Annotated in this window: 19 protein-coding genes; 10 read left to right on the top strand and 9 right to left on the bottom strand. The window is 65.2% G+C overall.

Annotation, left to right across the window (positions count from 1 at the left end):
• The first annotated feature begins 325 nt into the window (after nucleotides 1-325).
• The 3 genes from ACLGL5_RS29995 to ACLGL5_RS29985 all read left to right on the top strand — a co-directional run bounded on the left by ACLGL5_RS29995 (nucleotide 326) and on the right by ACLGL5_RS29985 (nucleotide 4,112).
• On the top strand, nucleotides 326-1,273 hold the full coding sequence (locus tag ACLGL5_RS29995) for a substrate-binding domain-containing protein (protein WP_027047106.1): 948 nt from the start codon (nucleotides 326-328) through the stop codon (nucleotides 1,271-1,273).
• Nucleotides 1,274-1,503: 230 nt separating this feature from the next.
• A complete protein-coding gene (locus ACLGL5_RS29990; RefSeq protein ID WP_069092696.1) occupies nucleotides 1,504-3,099 on the top strand; it encodes a sugar ABC transporter ATP-binding protein in 1,596 nt (531 codons plus the stop codon).
• Nucleotides 3,096-4,112: an ABC transporter permease gene (locus ACLGL5_RS29985; protein ID WP_038648308.1), complete on the top strand. Its 1,017-nt coding sequence runs from the start codon at nucleotides 3,096-3,098 to the stop codon at nucleotides 4,110-4,112. The genes ACLGL5_RS29990 and ACLGL5_RS29985 overlap by 4 nt, the downstream gene beginning before the upstream one ends.
• Nucleotides 4,113-4,262: 150 nt before the next feature.
• On the opposite strand, the gene ACLGL5_RS29980 is transcribed toward ACLGL5_RS29985, so the two are convergent.
• The gene (locus ACLGL5_RS29980; protein ID WP_245307195.1) at nucleotides 4,263-4,841 is read right to left on the bottom strand and encodes a flagellar basal body-associated protein FliL; all 579 of its coding nucleotides are present in this window, start codon (nucleotides 4,839-4,841) and stop codon (nucleotides 4,263-4,265) included.
• 185 nt (nucleotides 4,842-5,026) lie between these two features.
• Between ACLGL5_RS29980 and ACLGL5_RS29975 the strand changes: the two genes are divergently transcribed.
• Nucleotides 5,027-6,292: a hypothetical protein gene (locus ACLGL5_RS29975; RefSeq protein ID WP_069092695.1), complete on the top strand. Its 1,266-nt coding sequence runs from the start codon at nucleotides 5,027-5,029 to the stop codon at nucleotides 6,290-6,292.
• Between the two features lie 197 nt (nucleotides 6,293-6,489).
• Here ACLGL5_RS29975 and ACLGL5_RS29970 read toward each other — a convergent pair whose 3' ends face one another.
• From ACLGL5_RS29970 to ACLGL5_RS29955, 4 genes are all read right to left on the bottom strand, one after another.
• Nucleotides 6,490-7,071 carry a hypothetical protein gene (locus ACLGL5_RS29970; RefSeq protein ID WP_069092694.1) on the bottom strand — a complete coding sequence of 194 codons (582 nt, stop codon included), beginning with the start codon at nucleotides 7,069-7,071 and terminating at the stop codon, nucleotides 6,490-6,492.
• On the bottom strand, nucleotides 7,068-7,664 hold the full coding sequence (locus tag ACLGL5_RS29965) for a hypothetical protein (protein ID WP_069092693.1): 597 nt from the start codon (nucleotides 7,662-7,664) through the stop codon (nucleotides 7,068-7,070). Before ACLGL5_RS29965 ends, ACLGL5_RS29970 begins: the two co-directional genes overlap by 4 nt.
• On the bottom strand, nucleotides 7,661-8,242 hold the full coding sequence (locus ACLGL5_RS29960; RefSeq protein ID WP_069092692.1) for a hypothetical protein: 582 nt from the start codon (nucleotides 8,240-8,242) through the stop codon (nucleotides 7,661-7,663). Before ACLGL5_RS29960 ends, ACLGL5_RS29965 begins: the two co-directional genes overlap by 4 nt.
• Nucleotides 8,243-8,341: 99 nt before the next feature.
• Entirely contained in the window at nucleotides 8,342-8,704 is a 363-nt protein-coding gene (locus ACLGL5_RS29955) for a hypothetical protein (protein ID WP_083246825.1), read from the bottom strand.
• A gap of 173 nt (nucleotides 8,705-8,877) precedes the next feature.
• On the opposite strand from ACLGL5_RS29955, the gene ACLGL5_RS29950 reads away from it, so the two are divergent.
• Nucleotides 8,878-9,180, top strand: a complete 303-nt coding sequence (locus ACLGL5_RS29950) for a hypothetical protein (protein WP_019859569.1) — start codon at nucleotides 8,878-8,880, stop codon at nucleotides 9,178-9,180.
• Nucleotides 9,181-9,235: 55 nt separating this feature from the next.
• On the opposite strand, the gene ACLGL5_RS29945 is transcribed toward ACLGL5_RS29950, so the two are convergent.
• Entirely contained in the window at nucleotides 9,236-9,940 is a 705-nt protein-coding gene (locus ACLGL5_RS29945; RefSeq protein WP_019859568.1) for an XRE family transcriptional regulator, read from the bottom strand.
• A 74-nt stretch (nucleotides 9,941-10,014) separates the two neighbouring features.
• Here ACLGL5_RS29945 and ACLGL5_RS29940 point away from each other — a divergent pair, with 74 nt between their 5' ends.
• Both ACLGL5_RS29940 and ACLGL5_RS29935 read left to right on the top strand, forming a co-directional pair.
• Entirely contained in the window at nucleotides 10,015-10,401 is a 387-nt protein-coding gene (locus ACLGL5_RS29940) for a hypothetical protein (RefSeq protein ID WP_245307194.1), read from the top strand.
• A 127-nt stretch (nucleotides 10,402-10,528) separates the two neighbouring features.
• A complete protein-coding gene (locus ACLGL5_RS29935; RefSeq protein WP_069092689.1) occupies nucleotides 10,529-11,206 on the top strand; it encodes a GcrA cell cycle regulator in 678 nt (225 codons plus the stop codon).
• Between the two features lie 199 nt (nucleotides 11,207-11,405).
• Here ACLGL5_RS29935 and ACLGL5_RS29930 read toward each other — a convergent pair whose 3' ends face one another.
• Entirely contained in the window at nucleotides 11,406-11,723 is a 318-nt protein-coding gene (locus ACLGL5_RS29930; RefSeq protein WP_032921203.1) for a DUF982 domain-containing protein, read from the bottom strand.
• Nucleotides 11,724-11,807: 84 nt separating this feature from the next.
• Nucleotides 11,808-12,089 carry a DUF982 domain-containing protein gene (locus ACLGL5_RS29925; RefSeq protein ID WP_019859563.1) on the bottom strand — a complete coding sequence of 94 codons (282 nt, stop codon included), beginning with the start codon at nucleotides 12,087-12,089 and terminating at the stop codon, nucleotides 11,808-11,810.
• 80 nt (nucleotides 12,090-12,169) lie between these two features.
• Here ACLGL5_RS29925 and ACLGL5_RS29920 point away from each other — a divergent pair, with 80 nt between their 5' ends.
• The 3 genes from ACLGL5_RS29920 (at nucleotide 12,170) to ACLGL5_RS29910 (ending at nucleotide 13,935) form a co-directional block, all read left to right on the top strand.
• A complete protein-coding gene (locus ACLGL5_RS29920) occupies nucleotides 12,170-12,868 on the top strand; it encodes a YdaU family protein (protein WP_069092688.1) in 699 nt (232 codons plus the stop codon).
• The gene (locus ACLGL5_RS29915) at nucleotides 12,789-13,166 is read left to right on the top strand and encodes a hypothetical protein (RefSeq protein WP_141700961.1); all 378 of its coding nucleotides are present in this window, start codon (nucleotides 12,789-12,791) and stop codon (nucleotides 13,164-13,166) included. The genes ACLGL5_RS29920 and ACLGL5_RS29915 overlap by 80 nt, the downstream gene beginning before the upstream one ends.
• Nucleotides 13,167-13,341: 175 nt before the next feature.
• Nucleotides 13,342-13,935 (top strand): DUF6456 domain-containing protein, encoded by a 594-nt coding sequence (locus ACLGL5_RS29910; protein WP_019859560.1) that lies wholly within the window; start codon nucleotides 13,342-13,344, stop codon nucleotides 13,933-13,935.
• Nucleotides 13,936-13,990: 55 nt separating this feature from the next.
• On the opposite strand, the gene ACLGL5_RS29905 is transcribed toward ACLGL5_RS29910, so the two are convergent.
• The gene (locus ACLGL5_RS29905; RefSeq protein ID WP_019859558.1) at nucleotides 13,991-14,293 is read right to left on the bottom strand and encodes a hypothetical protein; all 303 of its coding nucleotides are present in this window, start codon (nucleotides 14,291-14,293) and stop codon (nucleotides 13,991-13,993) included.
• Nucleotides 14,294-14,313 lie beyond the last annotated feature (20 nt).

The raw sequence follows: 14,313 nt of genomic DNA, 5'->3' as shown, positions 1-14,313 counted from the left end.
CGGACTGATCTTCAGAAGGACTCGGGGGTTCAAACTAGGGCCGCAGCCCCGGAATGGAAGCCGAGGCAAGTCGGTTTGATCAAAATTCCGACAATTCCGATAATTCGCCTCCAGCACTGTTATATCGATGTTGCACAAATGGTTGACCCTGGGTTAGCATTCCCTTGCTGATGCCGATGGGAGGCAGTTTTTGCAACGGCGATCAGCTGGAGCGGCATGCGCTGTCCTGCGCAAGGAGGATGCTCCAACACTTTGAACCGACGCATGATCCTTCCTGAAACCGTCCCGGTTTCCGGGGCGTGCGTTCTTGTGGAGGAGATCAACCATGAACAGACGTGAATTCCTGATGACGTCCGTGGCCGCCGGCGCCATGATGCTTGCAGCACCTTCGGCGTTCGCCGAGGATAAGCTGACCATACTGGGCTCGGTGCCCAATCTCGGCTTTCCGTTCTTCGTGCACATGCTCAATGAGATCAAGGCCGAAGCGCAGGCGCAAGGCGTTAACCTGACCGAAAGCGACGGCCAGAATTCAGCCACCAAGCAGACCGCCGACATCGAAGCGGCGCTGGTGCAGAAGGTCAACGCCATCGTGATTTCGCCCCTCGACGTCAACGCGCTGGCGCCGGCGATCGAGGAAGCGGTCAAGGCCGGTGTTCCCGTGGTGACGATCGACCGCCGCGTCGACGGTGTCCAGGGCATCCTCGCCCATGTCGGCGCCGACAATGTCAAGGGTGGCGAGGCGGAGGCGCAAGCCATGGTGGCGGCGTTCCCCAACGGCGCCAAGCTGTTCCATCTGCAGGGCCAGCCCGGCGCTGGCCCAGCGATCGACCGCAACAAGGGCGTGCACAATGTGCTCGATCCCCTGAAGGACAAGTACCAGATCATCTTCGAGCAGACCGCAAACTTCGCCCGCGCCGAGGCGTTGTCGGTGACGGAAGCGGGGCTCGCCGCCAATGGCAAGCCGGACGCCATCATCTGCGCCAATGACGACATGGCGCTCGGCGCGCTCGAGGCTTGCGCGGCGCGCAACTTCACCGACGTCAAGATCTACGGCTTCGACGCGCTGCCGGAAGCGCTGGTTGCCGTGCGCGACGGCAAGCTCGCCGGCACGGTCGAACAGTTCCCCGGCCAGCAATCGCGCACCGCCGTGCAGATCGCGGTCGCCTACGCCAAGAACAAGACCGAGCCGAAGGAGAAGCTGGTGCTGTTGACGCCGATCGTCATCGGCAAGGACAATCTCGACAAGGCCGAGAGGTTGAGCGAGACGAAGTAGGCTGATTGGATGAGGCCGGCGGGACAGCACCCCCCTCTGCCCTGCCGGGCATCTCCCCCGCAAGGGGGAGATCGGCAGTGTCGATGACGGCACTTTCCTTGCGACGTTGGAGATTAGCGAAAGCCGAATGGACAGCCAATCTCCCCCCTTGCGGGGAGATGTCCGGCAGGACAGAGGGGGGTGTTCACGCGCTGACGGGACCAGCATGAACCGCATCGAGGAAGCAATCATTGGCTGAAGCCGCACCTGTCCTGCTTGCCGTCGAGGGCGTCACCAAGCATTTCGCCGGTGTCACCGCGCTGAGCGACGTCTCGCTCGACATCCACCCCGGCGAGATCCTCGGCCTGCTCGGCGAAAACGGCGCGGGAAAATCGACGCTGCTCAAAATCCTGTCGGGCGTCATGCCGCTGTCCAGCGGGCGCATCACTTTCGACGGCGCCGACTACGCGCCGTCCAGCCCGCAGGATGCCAAGCGGCTCGGCATCGTCACCATCTACCAGGAGCTCAGCCTGATCCCGACGCTGACGGTGGCGGAGAACATCTTTATCGGCCGCGCGCCGGTCGGGCCGTTCGGCCTGGTGAGCTGGAAGCGCATGGAGCGCGACTCGCGCGACATCATCGCCCGTGTCGGCCTTTCCATCGATCCGATGACGCCGGTCTCGGCGCTGTCGGTGGCAGAGCAGCAGCTGGTCGAGATCGCCCGGGCGCTGTCGCTCAAAAGCCGGCTGATCATCATGGACGAGCCGACCTCGGCGCTGACCGAGACCGAGGTGCAGCGGCTGTTGTCGATCATGGGCCGGTTGCGCCAGGACAAGGTCGCCATCATGTTCGTCACCCACCGGCTGGAGGAGGCCTCCGCCATCTGCGACCGCATGACGGTGCTGCGCGACGGGCGGCTGGCCGGACATCTCGACCGCGACAAGGGGCGGCCGATCCAGTTGCCGCGGATCATCGAGAAGATGGTCGGCCGCGCGGCCTCCGAACTCTATGCAAGGCCGTCGCAGCGCGCGGTGGCCGGCGATGTCGTGCTGTCGGTGCGTGGTCTGCGCACCGTGCGCGACCCCGAGGCGCCGCATGCCATCGTGCTCGACGGCGTCGACATCGATCTCAAGGCCGGCGAAATCCTCGGCGTCGCCGGGCTTGTCGGCTCGGGCCGCACGGAGCTGGCACGCGCCATTTTTGGCGCCGACCGCATCGCGGCCGGAACCATCACGCTCGACGGCAAACAGATCGTGCCGGCCTCGCCGGCGGATGCCATCGCACTCGGTATCGGCCTTGTGCCGGAGGACCGCAAGCACCAGGCGATCTTTGCCGCCTTGGGCATCCTGCCGAATTTCTCCGTCGCTTCGCTCGGCACGTTCAGCAACGGCTTCGGCTTCATGGCCGAGCGGCGCGAGCGCGACGCGCTGTCGGGTTTCAGGAAGATGCTGTCGATCCGCATGGCCTCGGCCGAGCAGGCGATCGAGGGCCTGTCGGGCGGCAACCAGCAAAAGGTGATCCTGGCGCGCTGGCTGGCGCGCGATCCGAAAGTGCTGATCGTCGACGAGCCGACGCGCGGCGTCGATGTCGGCGCCAAGGCGGAGGTGCATCAGATCCTGGTGCAATTGGCAGCGCGCGGCATCGCGGTGATGATGATCTCGTCCGAGCTGCCCGAAGTGCTGGCGGTGTCGGACCGCATCGTCACCATGCGCAGGGGCCGCATCACCGGTGAGATGCCGGGCGTCGAGGCAAACGAGGAAAAACTGATGGAACTGATGGCGCTCGACAAGCAGGATGCTCTTGGGCAAGACGCGCTTGGGCAGGATGCGGAGGATCAGGCACGATGAGCATCGCTGAAGAGCAGAGCCAGCGCGGCGGCGCGACGATCGCGCGGCTGTTGATGAGTTTCGGGCCGCTGCTGTTCCTGGCGGCGCTGGTCGTCGTCTTCACCGTGCTGAAGCCGAGCTTCATCGACCCGATCAATCTGTTCAACATCACGCGCCAGATCTCGATCACCGGGCTGATCGCGCTCGGCATGACCTTCGTCATCCTCACCGCCGGCATTGACCTGTCGGTCGGCTCGCTGCTGGCCTTCTGCGGCATGGTCGCCGCCGTCGTCGCCAAGGGCGGTGCGGCCAACACGCTGTCGCTGTCGACCTCAGGCACACAGGGCTATGGCTGGTTCGCGGCGCTGCTGGCGGCCGTCATCGTCGGCGCCGCCGCCGGCGGCGTGCAGGGGCTTGCCATCACCCGACTGAAAGTGCCGCCCTTCGTCGTCACGCTGGGCGGGTTGACGGTGTTTCGCGGGCTGACGCTGACCATCTCCAATGGCGGCCCGATCTCGGGCTTCGACGCCTCTATGCGCTGGTTCGGCACGGGGTTGATCGGCCCGGTGCCGGTGCCGGCCATCATCTTCGCCATCGCCGCGATCCTGTGCCACATCGTGCTGCGCTACACGCGCTATGGCCGCGCCGTCTATGCCGTCGGCGGCAATGCCGAGGCGGCCCGATTGTCTGGCCTGCGCGTCGACCGCATCCTGGTCTCGGTCTATGTCATCGTCGGCTTCTTCGCCGGGCTCGCCGCCTTCGTGCTGTCGGCGCGGCTCAACTCATCGGAAGCGGTGGCCGGCATCGGCTATGAGCTGACGGTGATTTCTGCCGTCGTCATCGGCGGCACCTCGCTGTTCGGCGGCATCGGCTCGGTCGGCGGCACGGTGGTGGGTGCGGCGCTGATCGGCGTGCTGCAGAACGGGCTGCAGTTCAACAATGTCTCGTCCTACACGCAAAGCATCGTGATCGGGCTGATCCTGATCCTGGCGGTGGCGTTTGACCGGTGGCTGAAGTCGCGGGTGCGGAGATGAGGGTGTTCGACGGAACGAGGCGTTGATGATTTTGCGCCGATATACCCGCCGCAGAACAAGCGTGGCGCCAAGCTGGAGCACCCCTCGTCCGGCTCGGCGCTGACGCGCCGATCCACCTTCTCCCATAGGGGGAGAAGGGAAGATGGCGCATCACCCCGGCAACTGCTCCTCGACCACCCGCGCCGAGCCCGGCACCAGATGCCCGGCCTGATCGAAGTGCAGCACCACCACCCAGTTGAAGACATCGCCGGGCCATTTGCCGTTCGGCAGCAGCGCCTGCGGGTCGGCGCCAAAGGCCTTGATGAGTTTTCCGAGCTGGCCGTGATGCCAGGCGATCAGGATCGACTTGCCGTGGGTTTCACTGGAGAGTGCGGCGACGAGGGCTTTGACGTCCTTGTCGGCGAAGCGCTGGTCGATGGGCAGTTTCAGCGCCTGGCTGAGCGGGGTGAGCGTCAGCCGCTCGCGCGCGCTGTTCTTCGAATCGGCGCTGGCCACCAGCATATCGGGCCGGAAGGCGATACCGTCGAGCAGGAAGGGCTGGAAATAGGCGACATAGGCCTGCGCGCGGGCTTCGCCCTCGGGCGACAGACCGGGTCCGCTGTCGGGCTTTTCGCCATGGCGCACGATCAGCACCGTGGCGTCGGCAAGCCCTGATGTGCTGTTGCCGGCGGCATGGGCGGACAGAGCAAGCGCCATCACCCACAGGGCGGCGAGAACGAGGGGTTTCATGGCGGTCCTTCCCTGGGTTTCGAGCCGACCAATCAACGTATCAATTCGACGGAATCAGGGCCGCCACGGTACCCACGGCATCCCGGCATTGAACCAAGGAGATGCGCGGCCATTTCCCGGCCCGGTTGCAAAACGATCGCCCTTTGCTAGAAAGGCCTGGGGCGGGTGGCATCGTGAGAGACCTCATGTTTGCCGATATCATCAGGCCGATCAGCTTGAGTTTTTCGCTGCTGCGGCGCTTCTGGCCGCAGCTTGTCGCGCTGGTGCTGGCCGGGGTGCTGGCCGGCGATCTCCTGCTGCAGCTGGCGGCGAAAGTGGCGCTCGCCAATCATTTCGCCGGGCTTGCCATGCTGACGCTGGTGGCGCTGGCGCAACTGGTGGTGACGGTGGCGATGTTCCATGTGCTGCGCCCCGGCCTGCCGCATCTCTTGGCCGCGCAGCGCGGCGCCGACAAGGCCGCGGAGGAGCAGGTCACTGGCGACCGGCGCGGCTCGCGGCTGGTGCGCATGATCACCATCGCGCTGTTGCCTTTCTTCGCCTATTACGCGGCCTGGGGGTTCCTCGGCGATATCGTGCGGCAATATTCGCGCGCCACGCTCGACCAGGCCGATTTCGGCCAGGCCGGAAATGTGCTCGACGTGCTGGATTCGCGCTGGCTGCTGATCTCGGTGGCGGTGTCCTGGCTGATCCGCCGGCTGGCCAAGTTCATGCAGACGAAAACCAAGACCGCCTCGTTCTGGCAGATCGTCGTGGTGATCTGCGAGACCAACTGGATCTTCGTCGGTCTCTATGTGATCAGCCGCTGGAAGGATACGGCGCTGCAATGGCTGATGAGCCGGTCCTTCTGGTCGGTGGTGCAGGCGTCGGCCGATGGGCTGGCGAGCCCAGTGCCGGTGGCGACGGCGGCCCCGATGGTGCCGGTCGAGATCACCTCGATCGCGCCGTCGACGGTCGCCATCAACCTGTTCTTCTACATGCTCCTGCCGCTGATCTGGCTGGTCATGGCGGCGCTGATCTATGGCTATGACGTGCGCGACGATGCCGCGCTGATGCGCGTGCACAACCGGGTGGAGCGCTTCGGCAAGCGCTATGCCGGCCTGCCGAAATTCCTGCGCGACTTCGTCGAGCATTTCATCGCCGGCTACCGCTCGCGCTACCTGCCGATCGCCAATGGCGTGCGGCTGACGGTGAGTTCCAGCCTTCTCCTTCTGTGCACGCTGATCATCGGCTATCGCCTCATCGACTGGGGCGCCGCCTGGCTGTGGCTCGGCGCGACACGGCTGATCGGCCCGCACGAGCTCGATGTCTGGCAGATCTTCTCGCACGGCGTGACGCTGCTGTTCGGCAGCCCGTTCCAGGATTCCTCCACCGGCATTTTGATCGAGCCGATCAGGATATGTTTTCTCGCCGCCGTGCTGGAGACGGCGTTTTCGCTGTCGAAGGGTAGATGAGCTCCCTTCTCCCCGTTTACGGGGAGAAGGTGCCGGCAGGCGGATGAGGGGCGGCGCTGTCGCGAAAGAATTGAGCTTGATTTCGTAGGGCCGGCGCTGGCCGTGACGTTAGGCAAATCAGCCACTTACCGGAGCGTTGGCGCTGCCCCTCATGGCCCTGCCGGGCATTTCCCCGTATAGTGACGGGGAGAAAGTAGCTACTTCGGCGGCCTTTGAAACCGCAGATACCATGGCCGTTCACTGCCCAGCCCGACCGCCGGGCGAATAGTTTTCACCGCGTCTTCCGGCACGATGAAGATGTCGCCGATGGTGACAGTGTCGCCCTTTTTGACGCCGGAGAATATCGCCGAGGTGCAGTTCATCACACCCGCCGGCAGGCTGACGCCGGCGATGACATCCGGCAGCCAGCGGCGCCCGGCGGCGTCGGTCAGCATCAGCTTGCAGCCCAGCCACTGCTTTTGCAGGTCGGGGTCACCTATCTTGACCGAGAACGTGGCGATGACGGCGAAGGCGTGGTCGGGCAGGCGGCCGGCCTTGCCGCCGCGCAGATCGGCCAGTTTCCAGTCGCTGCCGCCGAACGGCACGGACTGGCCGAAATCGACATCCCTGGCGATGAGGTCCTCGCCATGCAGCCATTCGCGCAGGCTGTCATAGCTGGTCTCGGCCAGCGTCAGCGGCAGCAGGATGGCAAGCGCCACAAGGCTGCGCCGCCGCCATTTTTGCTCGGCCTGCCGGTCTTCGCTGGCGATCGGTCCAGAGGCGGTAGAAACGGCGCTCATGACTTGCCTTGAGGTGGCGGCGCATCGAGGTCGTATTCCGGCAGCACATCCGCCGGCTGGCCATCGGCGCTTGTCGGCACCCCATCGAGGCTGATGCGCGCTTGCGCGTCGAGCGGGCCGAACTGGCGCGCTGCTATCAGCAGGCTGGCGCCGCGGATCTGGTCGGGCGGTATTTCGAACACGAACAGGCCGCGCTTCTCCAGGCCCGGATCGACGCCATGCGGCGGCATGTCCTGGCGGTAGCCGAGCCGTTCCGTCTGGTGATAGCGCAGCCCGGTCGGGCCTTGCCAGGTGCCGTCGGCAACCGTGGTGGAGGCAGCGGTGGCGGTGAGGCTGGTCGTCACCACCGCCCACAGGCCGCTGGTGGTCAAAAGCTTTTGCCGGCCGAACTGGTTGGTTTTCAGCGCGCGGGCAAAGACCACCTTGTCGAGCCGGACATCGAAGCTGCGCGCGCGGATGGTGTCGCGCATGGCGCCATCGGCCGGGATCGGCGCGGTGAGGTCGGCATAATGCGGCTTTGACACCTGCATGCCATAGCTCAGCACCACGGTCGCGCCGAGGATGACGAGATTGCCGAGGATGCGGATTCTCATGAGCCGGTTCCCGGCACGTCGGCGACCGGCAAGGTGATGGTGCCGAGCCGGTAGGGATTGAACCAGCCGGGCATGCCATAGAGGTTGTCGCGCGGCTTGAATATCTCGGCGGTGACGCCGAAGCTCAGGCTGGCCGGGACAATGGCGTCGCCGGCCAGCGGCCAGACATAGGCCATGCGCTCCGTCATGCCGGGATGCAGTTCCGGCGTCAGCGTCTCGTCCCGCGTCAGCGCGATCATCGGCATGGGATCGGGCAGGGCGAGCCCGTCCGGCTTGAAGACATCGAAATAGGCCTTGTCGGATTGCGCGGTGCGATTGGTCATGTCGGCCTCCAGCACCAGCGCCTTCTGGCCGGGCTTCATCAGCACGCCATAAACCTTGGCGTAGCTGACATAGGCGCGCACCGGCTGGACGCGCCAGCGTCCGGCATCGATGGCAGTGTCGAGCGGCAATTGCGGCGGAGCGTGGGCGGGGAGGGCGCCGAAGGCGCCCATCAGACCGGCGACGAACAGCGCCGCGATGGTTCCCGCGCCGGCCGTGATCCAGGTTTGAACTTTTGAGCGGGCAGTCCTGAACATTCCAAATCATGCACGTCGAACGAAGAGCCACCCACGCGCAATCTAGAAAGAAACGGAACCGATTGGAACCCGCAAATGGCTGGTCCAGCGTGCCAGGCCTCAGGCCGCTTCGAGCGCCCACAGGCGATGGCCGTAGCGGCGGAAGAAGCGGGCTGCGAGACGCTGCTGCCTGGCCCGAACGAGATCGGGCAGGCGCCGTTCCTGGCGCCAGCGCGGCATGTTGCGCCAGCAGGCGATGAAGCGGGCGGTGTCCTCGATGGCCTCCTGCGCCGACAGCGCCGGGCCGATTGCCGCCAGGAACAGTGGTTCGGATTGTTTCAACTCGTCGATGACGGCCTTGCGCCGGAAATGATCCTGGCGGGCCTGCGTGATGCCGTTGCGACGGATCACCTCGAAGGCTTCGAGCAGAGCAGGACTGTCGCCGGTGTAACCGCAGGCGCGGGCGAAATCGGCGGCATCCATCACTGCTCCCGGGTCTGATGCGGCAGGCGACTCACATCTGCGAGTTGTTGAAAGCATAACTCAAAAACCGATAAAAGGGAAACTTTTGGGAAAGTGTTAAAACTGCGACTCGACTCCCGGCTCAAAACACAGGATTATACGAACAAACCAGGAACAAACGGGGTGGAGAGGCAATGGCATTGCCGGGCAGGAAACCAGTCATCGCGCATGTCGCCTCGATATCGGTCGAGTGCGCCGATTGCGGCCGCAACAGATGGTGGAAACCGGATGAACTCCGGCGTTTCGGGGTGACGGGCAGCACGCCGCTGGCGGAGCTTTCGGGCCGCATCGTCTGCTCGGCCTGCCGCGCCGACGGGCTGCCGGGGACGGCGGTGTCGATCCAGGCCGCCTTCATCGACGAGCGTCAGCGCGTGCGCAGCGAGGCACAGATGCTGAGCGAGCGCGAGGTGCTGGTGGAGGGGGCGAGGCGGGCTTGACAGGGGGTGGCGGTGGTTTTTCCTTCTCCCGCAAGGGGAGAAGGAAAAAAGTGCGCTAATATCCCAGCAATTCCTTCAGCGGTATAACCCGCCAGACATGCTTGATCGCGTAGCGGTTGAAGGTCAGCGTCTTCGGCGGATTGTACTGCTCGACCACCAGCTCGCTCGCTGTGCGCTTGACCAGTTTCTTGACGAAGGCCTTGCCGTTCTTCTCGTTTTCTTCCGGAAACGTCTCGATCACCACATGGTCGCCGGGCACGGCGTCGCGGCCGCCGCAATAGATGAGGTCGCCGGGTTCGTAACGCGGCACCATGGAGTCTGAGAGTACATGCAGCGCGAACACCTTGGGCAGGTTGCGCACGCCCGGCGGGCGCTGGACATAGCCGGCGGGCTCGCCGTTGAAGGTGAAGTCGCCGTCGTCGCCGCCGACCGCCGCACCCAGCACCTCGATATCCATTGAGCCGGCGGGCATCGGGCCGGCATCGGTGACGATCTCGGCGTCGGCCACCGGTCCGGCATCGTCGAGGAAGACGACCTCGCCTTTGCCCAGCGCCACCGGGTCGACGCGCAGGAAGGCGGCGGTCTTCAGAAGGTTCTCGGTCTTGGGCAGGTTGCGGCCGGTTTCCCAATTGCCGACAGCGGCGACATCGGTGTCGTTATGCTCGGCAATGTGGCGCATGACCAGGCCGCGCTGCTTGCGCGCCTGGCGTATCGCCGCCCCGACCTTGATCGACAGTTCCGTTTTGGCCATGGCACCCATGTGAGCGATGAAAGCGGCTCTCGTCTATGAAAGAATGGCTTGCATATATTTTTGAGTTATGCTTATATCTGGTCATGCAGAACCTGTCCAGCTTTCATGGCGCGATAGCGCCGGCCTCGCGTGAGGCGAACAAGGCGACTGAAGTCGCCGCCCATTCCCTTCCGTCCTGGCCGTCCTCCCCGGCCGGGGCCAAGCCCGAGCGCTTTGACGCCTCGGGTCCGGCCCGCCTGTCCCTGGCGGCCGGAACGGCCGGAGCCGCCGCTCCCCTCGGCTCCGGCCCCCAATTCGACCGGCCCGTTTTGTCCGCCGGTCCCTACGTGCGCTCCTGCATCCGCACGCCGGACGGCACTGTCATCCTATTCGAGCCGATGACGGGCAGGGCGGTTTCCGCTCCCGACAGCAAGACGGCGGAGGCGCGGCTGGCGCGCCTGACTGCCGGACACGCGATCCGCTCCGGCTGATCCGGCCAAGAGCCGGCTTTAACACCGAACACCTGACCGTGGCCCGGACCGGGCCCGAACCCTGACGCCTTGCCGACGGCGCGCTCTCCAGTGCTGCCGAAGGCGCACCCCTGGATGGAGCCTGGACATGGCAAGCTACAGCGACGCCGAACTGCAAGAGATCGCCCGCTGGCTGAAGGAGGGGCTTTCGGCCTGGAGGATCGGGGCGGCGTTCAGCGCACTGCGCGGCAGCCAGGTGTCACGTAACGCCATCATCGGCATCGTCCACCGCAACGCCATGCTGGGCGCGATCGGCTTTGCCAATGGCCAGGGGATGCCGCCGGTCGCGAGACAAGCCGCCGGCGAAAGGACAATGCGCAAGCCGGCGGCCGCAGAGCGTGCAAATGGCAAGGCCAGCGGCAAGGCAGTGGCGCAAGAGCGCGCCGGCGTCCATTCGGCAGAGGGCGCGCGCAAGAACAAGGCCCGGCCCAGGCGCGATGCCTCGCCGGCCTGGCTGCCGCCACGCCTGTTCGTGCGCGAGGTGGGCGTGCTGATCGCCGATGGCGAGGCGTACCGTCTAGAGCCGCCCGCGCCCCAGCGTGGACCGATCGGCCGCCAGCCGCACGGCGTAGCGATGCGCTTCATCGACTGCCTGTTCGACCGCTGCCGTGCGCCGCTCGCTCTGACCCTGGACGAGGACCCGGAGAACGATGCGCCGGGCGGCCGGCCCGGCGCCGACATGCTGTGCTGCGGCATGCGAACCAAGGGGCAGAAAAGCTACTGCGGTTATCACCACGCGCGGTTCCAGCGGCGGGTTTGCACGTGAAAGCTTGCCTTCTCCCCGTCTCTATACGGGAGAAGGAGCCGGCAGGCGGATGAGGGGCAGCGCTGACATGGCAGGATTAAAAGCAGATATGAACTTCAAGCATCCAGTTCAGGCGCTACTCGTTCAGACGCCGGCGCCGCCCCTCATTGCCCTGCCGGGCATTTCTCCCCTTATAGTGACGGGGAGAAAGACGCTTGGCCTATTTCGGTATCTGCCGGCCCTGTTTGGGCATGCGGCTTTGCACGGTTCGTGCCTCCAGCCGCATCGGCGGGCCACCCTCGGCAACCAGGATGCCCGCGACGCGGGCAAAGCCGGTGAACACCTTTATCGCGTCGGATTCGGAGATCTGCGCGGCGATCGCGGCACTGCAGGCATTGAGCGCGCTGCGGTAGACGTGACCGCGCCGCTCGATCGGCCAGCGCTGCAGGAAATCGGCGGCATCGCTGACGCTGTCGATCTCCTCGACATGCCCTTCCAGGTTGACTTTGAGCGGCACTCCGGTTTTCAGCGTACCCACGGCGTTCACCTTCGATCTCAGCGAGACTATAAAGCCCGCGCTTATAAACGCGCAAGGCCGCCACGCGGTTGCATCGCCGCGGCGTCACGGGCCGGCGGCGGCGTCGAGCCAGTCATGCGCGCGGCTTCTCGGCTTTACCACCAATATGCCCTGTTGCCTGGCGGTCTTGCTGAAGGCCTCGAAGGCCGTTCGCGGGCAGCAACTGCCCTCGACCGCCAACCTGACCAGCCTTGCGGCTTCGATATAGGCGGGTGCGGTCTTGTCGGGCCATTGGTGCCGCAATGCCGTTTCTGCGTCGGCTACCGAGCCGACCAGCATGGTCTTGTTGTCGCAAAAGCGCAGCGTAATCGGCATGAACGCCGTCATCGGCAAACCTCCCCTTGGCACGGACGCGTCATAACGTGCGGGCCGGCGGCTGGTTCCATTAGCTTGCGTGCAGGCACCACATGAGCGAGCGGCCCTTCATGCAGCTCTATGTCTCCGATTTCGTCGGCGACACCTTGCCGCTCTCCACCGAGCAGATCGGCGCTTACATGCTGATCCTGATGGCGATGTGGAACGCCGGCGGGCGGCTGCCCGACGACGACGCCAAGCTGGCGCGGGTGGCGCGCCTTTCCCTGAAAAGATGGCGCACCATCAGCGTCGATCTGCTGAGCTTCTTCGAGCGCGAGGCGGGCGAGATCGGCCACAAGAGGCTGACCAGGGAATTGCACAAGGCGCAGGTCAAAAGCGAGGCGAGGGCCGCCGCCGGCGCACGCGGTGGAACCGCCACCGCCTTGAAAACAAAGGCTCATGGGGCGGCAAATGCCGGCGTTTTGCCACGGCATTCTCCAGACTCCAGAAACCAGAGCGAAAAAGCTTCTTTTTCCCCTGAAAATGCGCAGCATTTTTCGACTCATGGAGATCAAGAGGTGGCAGGGGGCTCCTTTGAAAATGCGCAGCATTTGTCCCCTGCTGCGGGCAGAAACAGACCAACTCCCAGTTTTTCGAGGAAGAAACCCGGCTGGCAGCGGCCGAAAACCCACACCGACGCCGCCAATGCCATCATCGAGGAGATCCGCAGCCATGACCGCAGCCGAACTGCAACAGGCGACGAAAGCGCTGGCCGCGATGTTCTCATGCTTCCCGCAATCCGCCCTGACTGACGTCGAGATGCAGATGCGTGGCTATCTCGGCGCGGTGCGCGACGCCGAGCTTGCCGATCTGCAGGCCGCCATCCAGCGCTTCGTGCGCGGCGAGGTGAAAAGCGGCAACGCCCAGTTCTGCCCATCGAGCGCGCAGCTCTGCATCGAGGTGCGGGAGCGACGGGTGATGCGCGAGCTGATGGCGCGGCGGGCGGCCTCACAAATCTTAGGTTCCTCGCCCCCGCAAGGCGGGGGAGAGGTGGCCCGGCGAAACCGGGACGGAGAGGGGGGCGACCTCCGCCAAGCCAAAGCCGGTTGAGGATGGAGCACGAAATCCCGTTGTACGTCGGGCCGTTTCCCTTCGACCGTCGGCGCTACCCCCGCTCCGTCTCGGGCTTCGCCCGATCCACCTCTCCCCCGCTTCGCGGGGGCGAGGAACCCAAGTTCTGCAAGGCCAGCTCACCATCCAACCACCCAACCCCAAGGAGCCACCCATGCCCAAAAAAGCCAAAGCCGCCAAACCGCAGGCCCCCAAACTGCCGAAGGGCGAGGCAGAGCAGGTGCGCATCCGCCGCGAGCTCGGCCATGATTTCGCGCTCAGCGACGACGCCTTCGGCCGCAAGCGCCTGGCCACCGGCACGGCCGAAGCGCGGCGCGTCTATGAAGTGTCGAATGACGGCTACACCTCCACCGGCGGCATCGTGCGGGTGCGCAATGTCGACCCGCTCCTGGGCATCACCTCGCTGTCGCGCCAGCAGCGCGAGGCCGGCCAGCGCTACCGCGAGGATTTCCAGTGCAGCCAGCAGGCGAGCGTGAAGCCGATGCGCTGGAGCGAGCGCGTCGACGGCGGCCGCCATGGCGGCGGCATCGCCGACAGCGTGCTCGACTCCGGCCGGGCGCATGCCGCCGCCACCAGGGCGCTGGGGCACTGGGAGGTCGCGGTGGTGGTACGACAAGTCTGCTGCGTGGGCGGCTCGATCAAGAGCCTGGCTGAGCAGACCGGCGAGGGCAGGGACGTGGTGACGAAGCTGTTGAAGGTCGGGCTGGACCTGCTGGCGGTGCATTATGGGATGATGATGGGGCGGTGAGGGGGCGCGAACAATCCGGCCAGCGATGCCGGCCGGATCAGTTCACGGGATCAGATTATCCGCAGACGCGGACTTCCTCGACGATCCTGTGATGATGGCGCCAGTGATTGATCACTTCGATGTGGCAACGGTGGTGCCGGTGGAAATAACGGGGCCTGTAGCCGTCATCATAGGGGTCGTAGGGGCTATAGACATAACGCCCGCCGCCATAGTCCCCATAGCCATCGTAATAGTCATTGCCGTAGGAATTGTCGTAGCCGCCGATGCCGATAAAGACGTGACTGCGGGCGGCGGCCGGGGCGATCATCGCCGCCGCCGAAGCAATGGCGATAACCGAGACAAGCAGGAGCTTCTTCATGGCTACCTCCTTTTCAGGTT

The organism is Mesorhizobium sp. U510 (assembly GCF_059180695.1).
The sequence above is the reverse complement of the archived record's forward strand: the minus strand, read 5'-3'. Positions and strand labels throughout refer to the sequence as shown.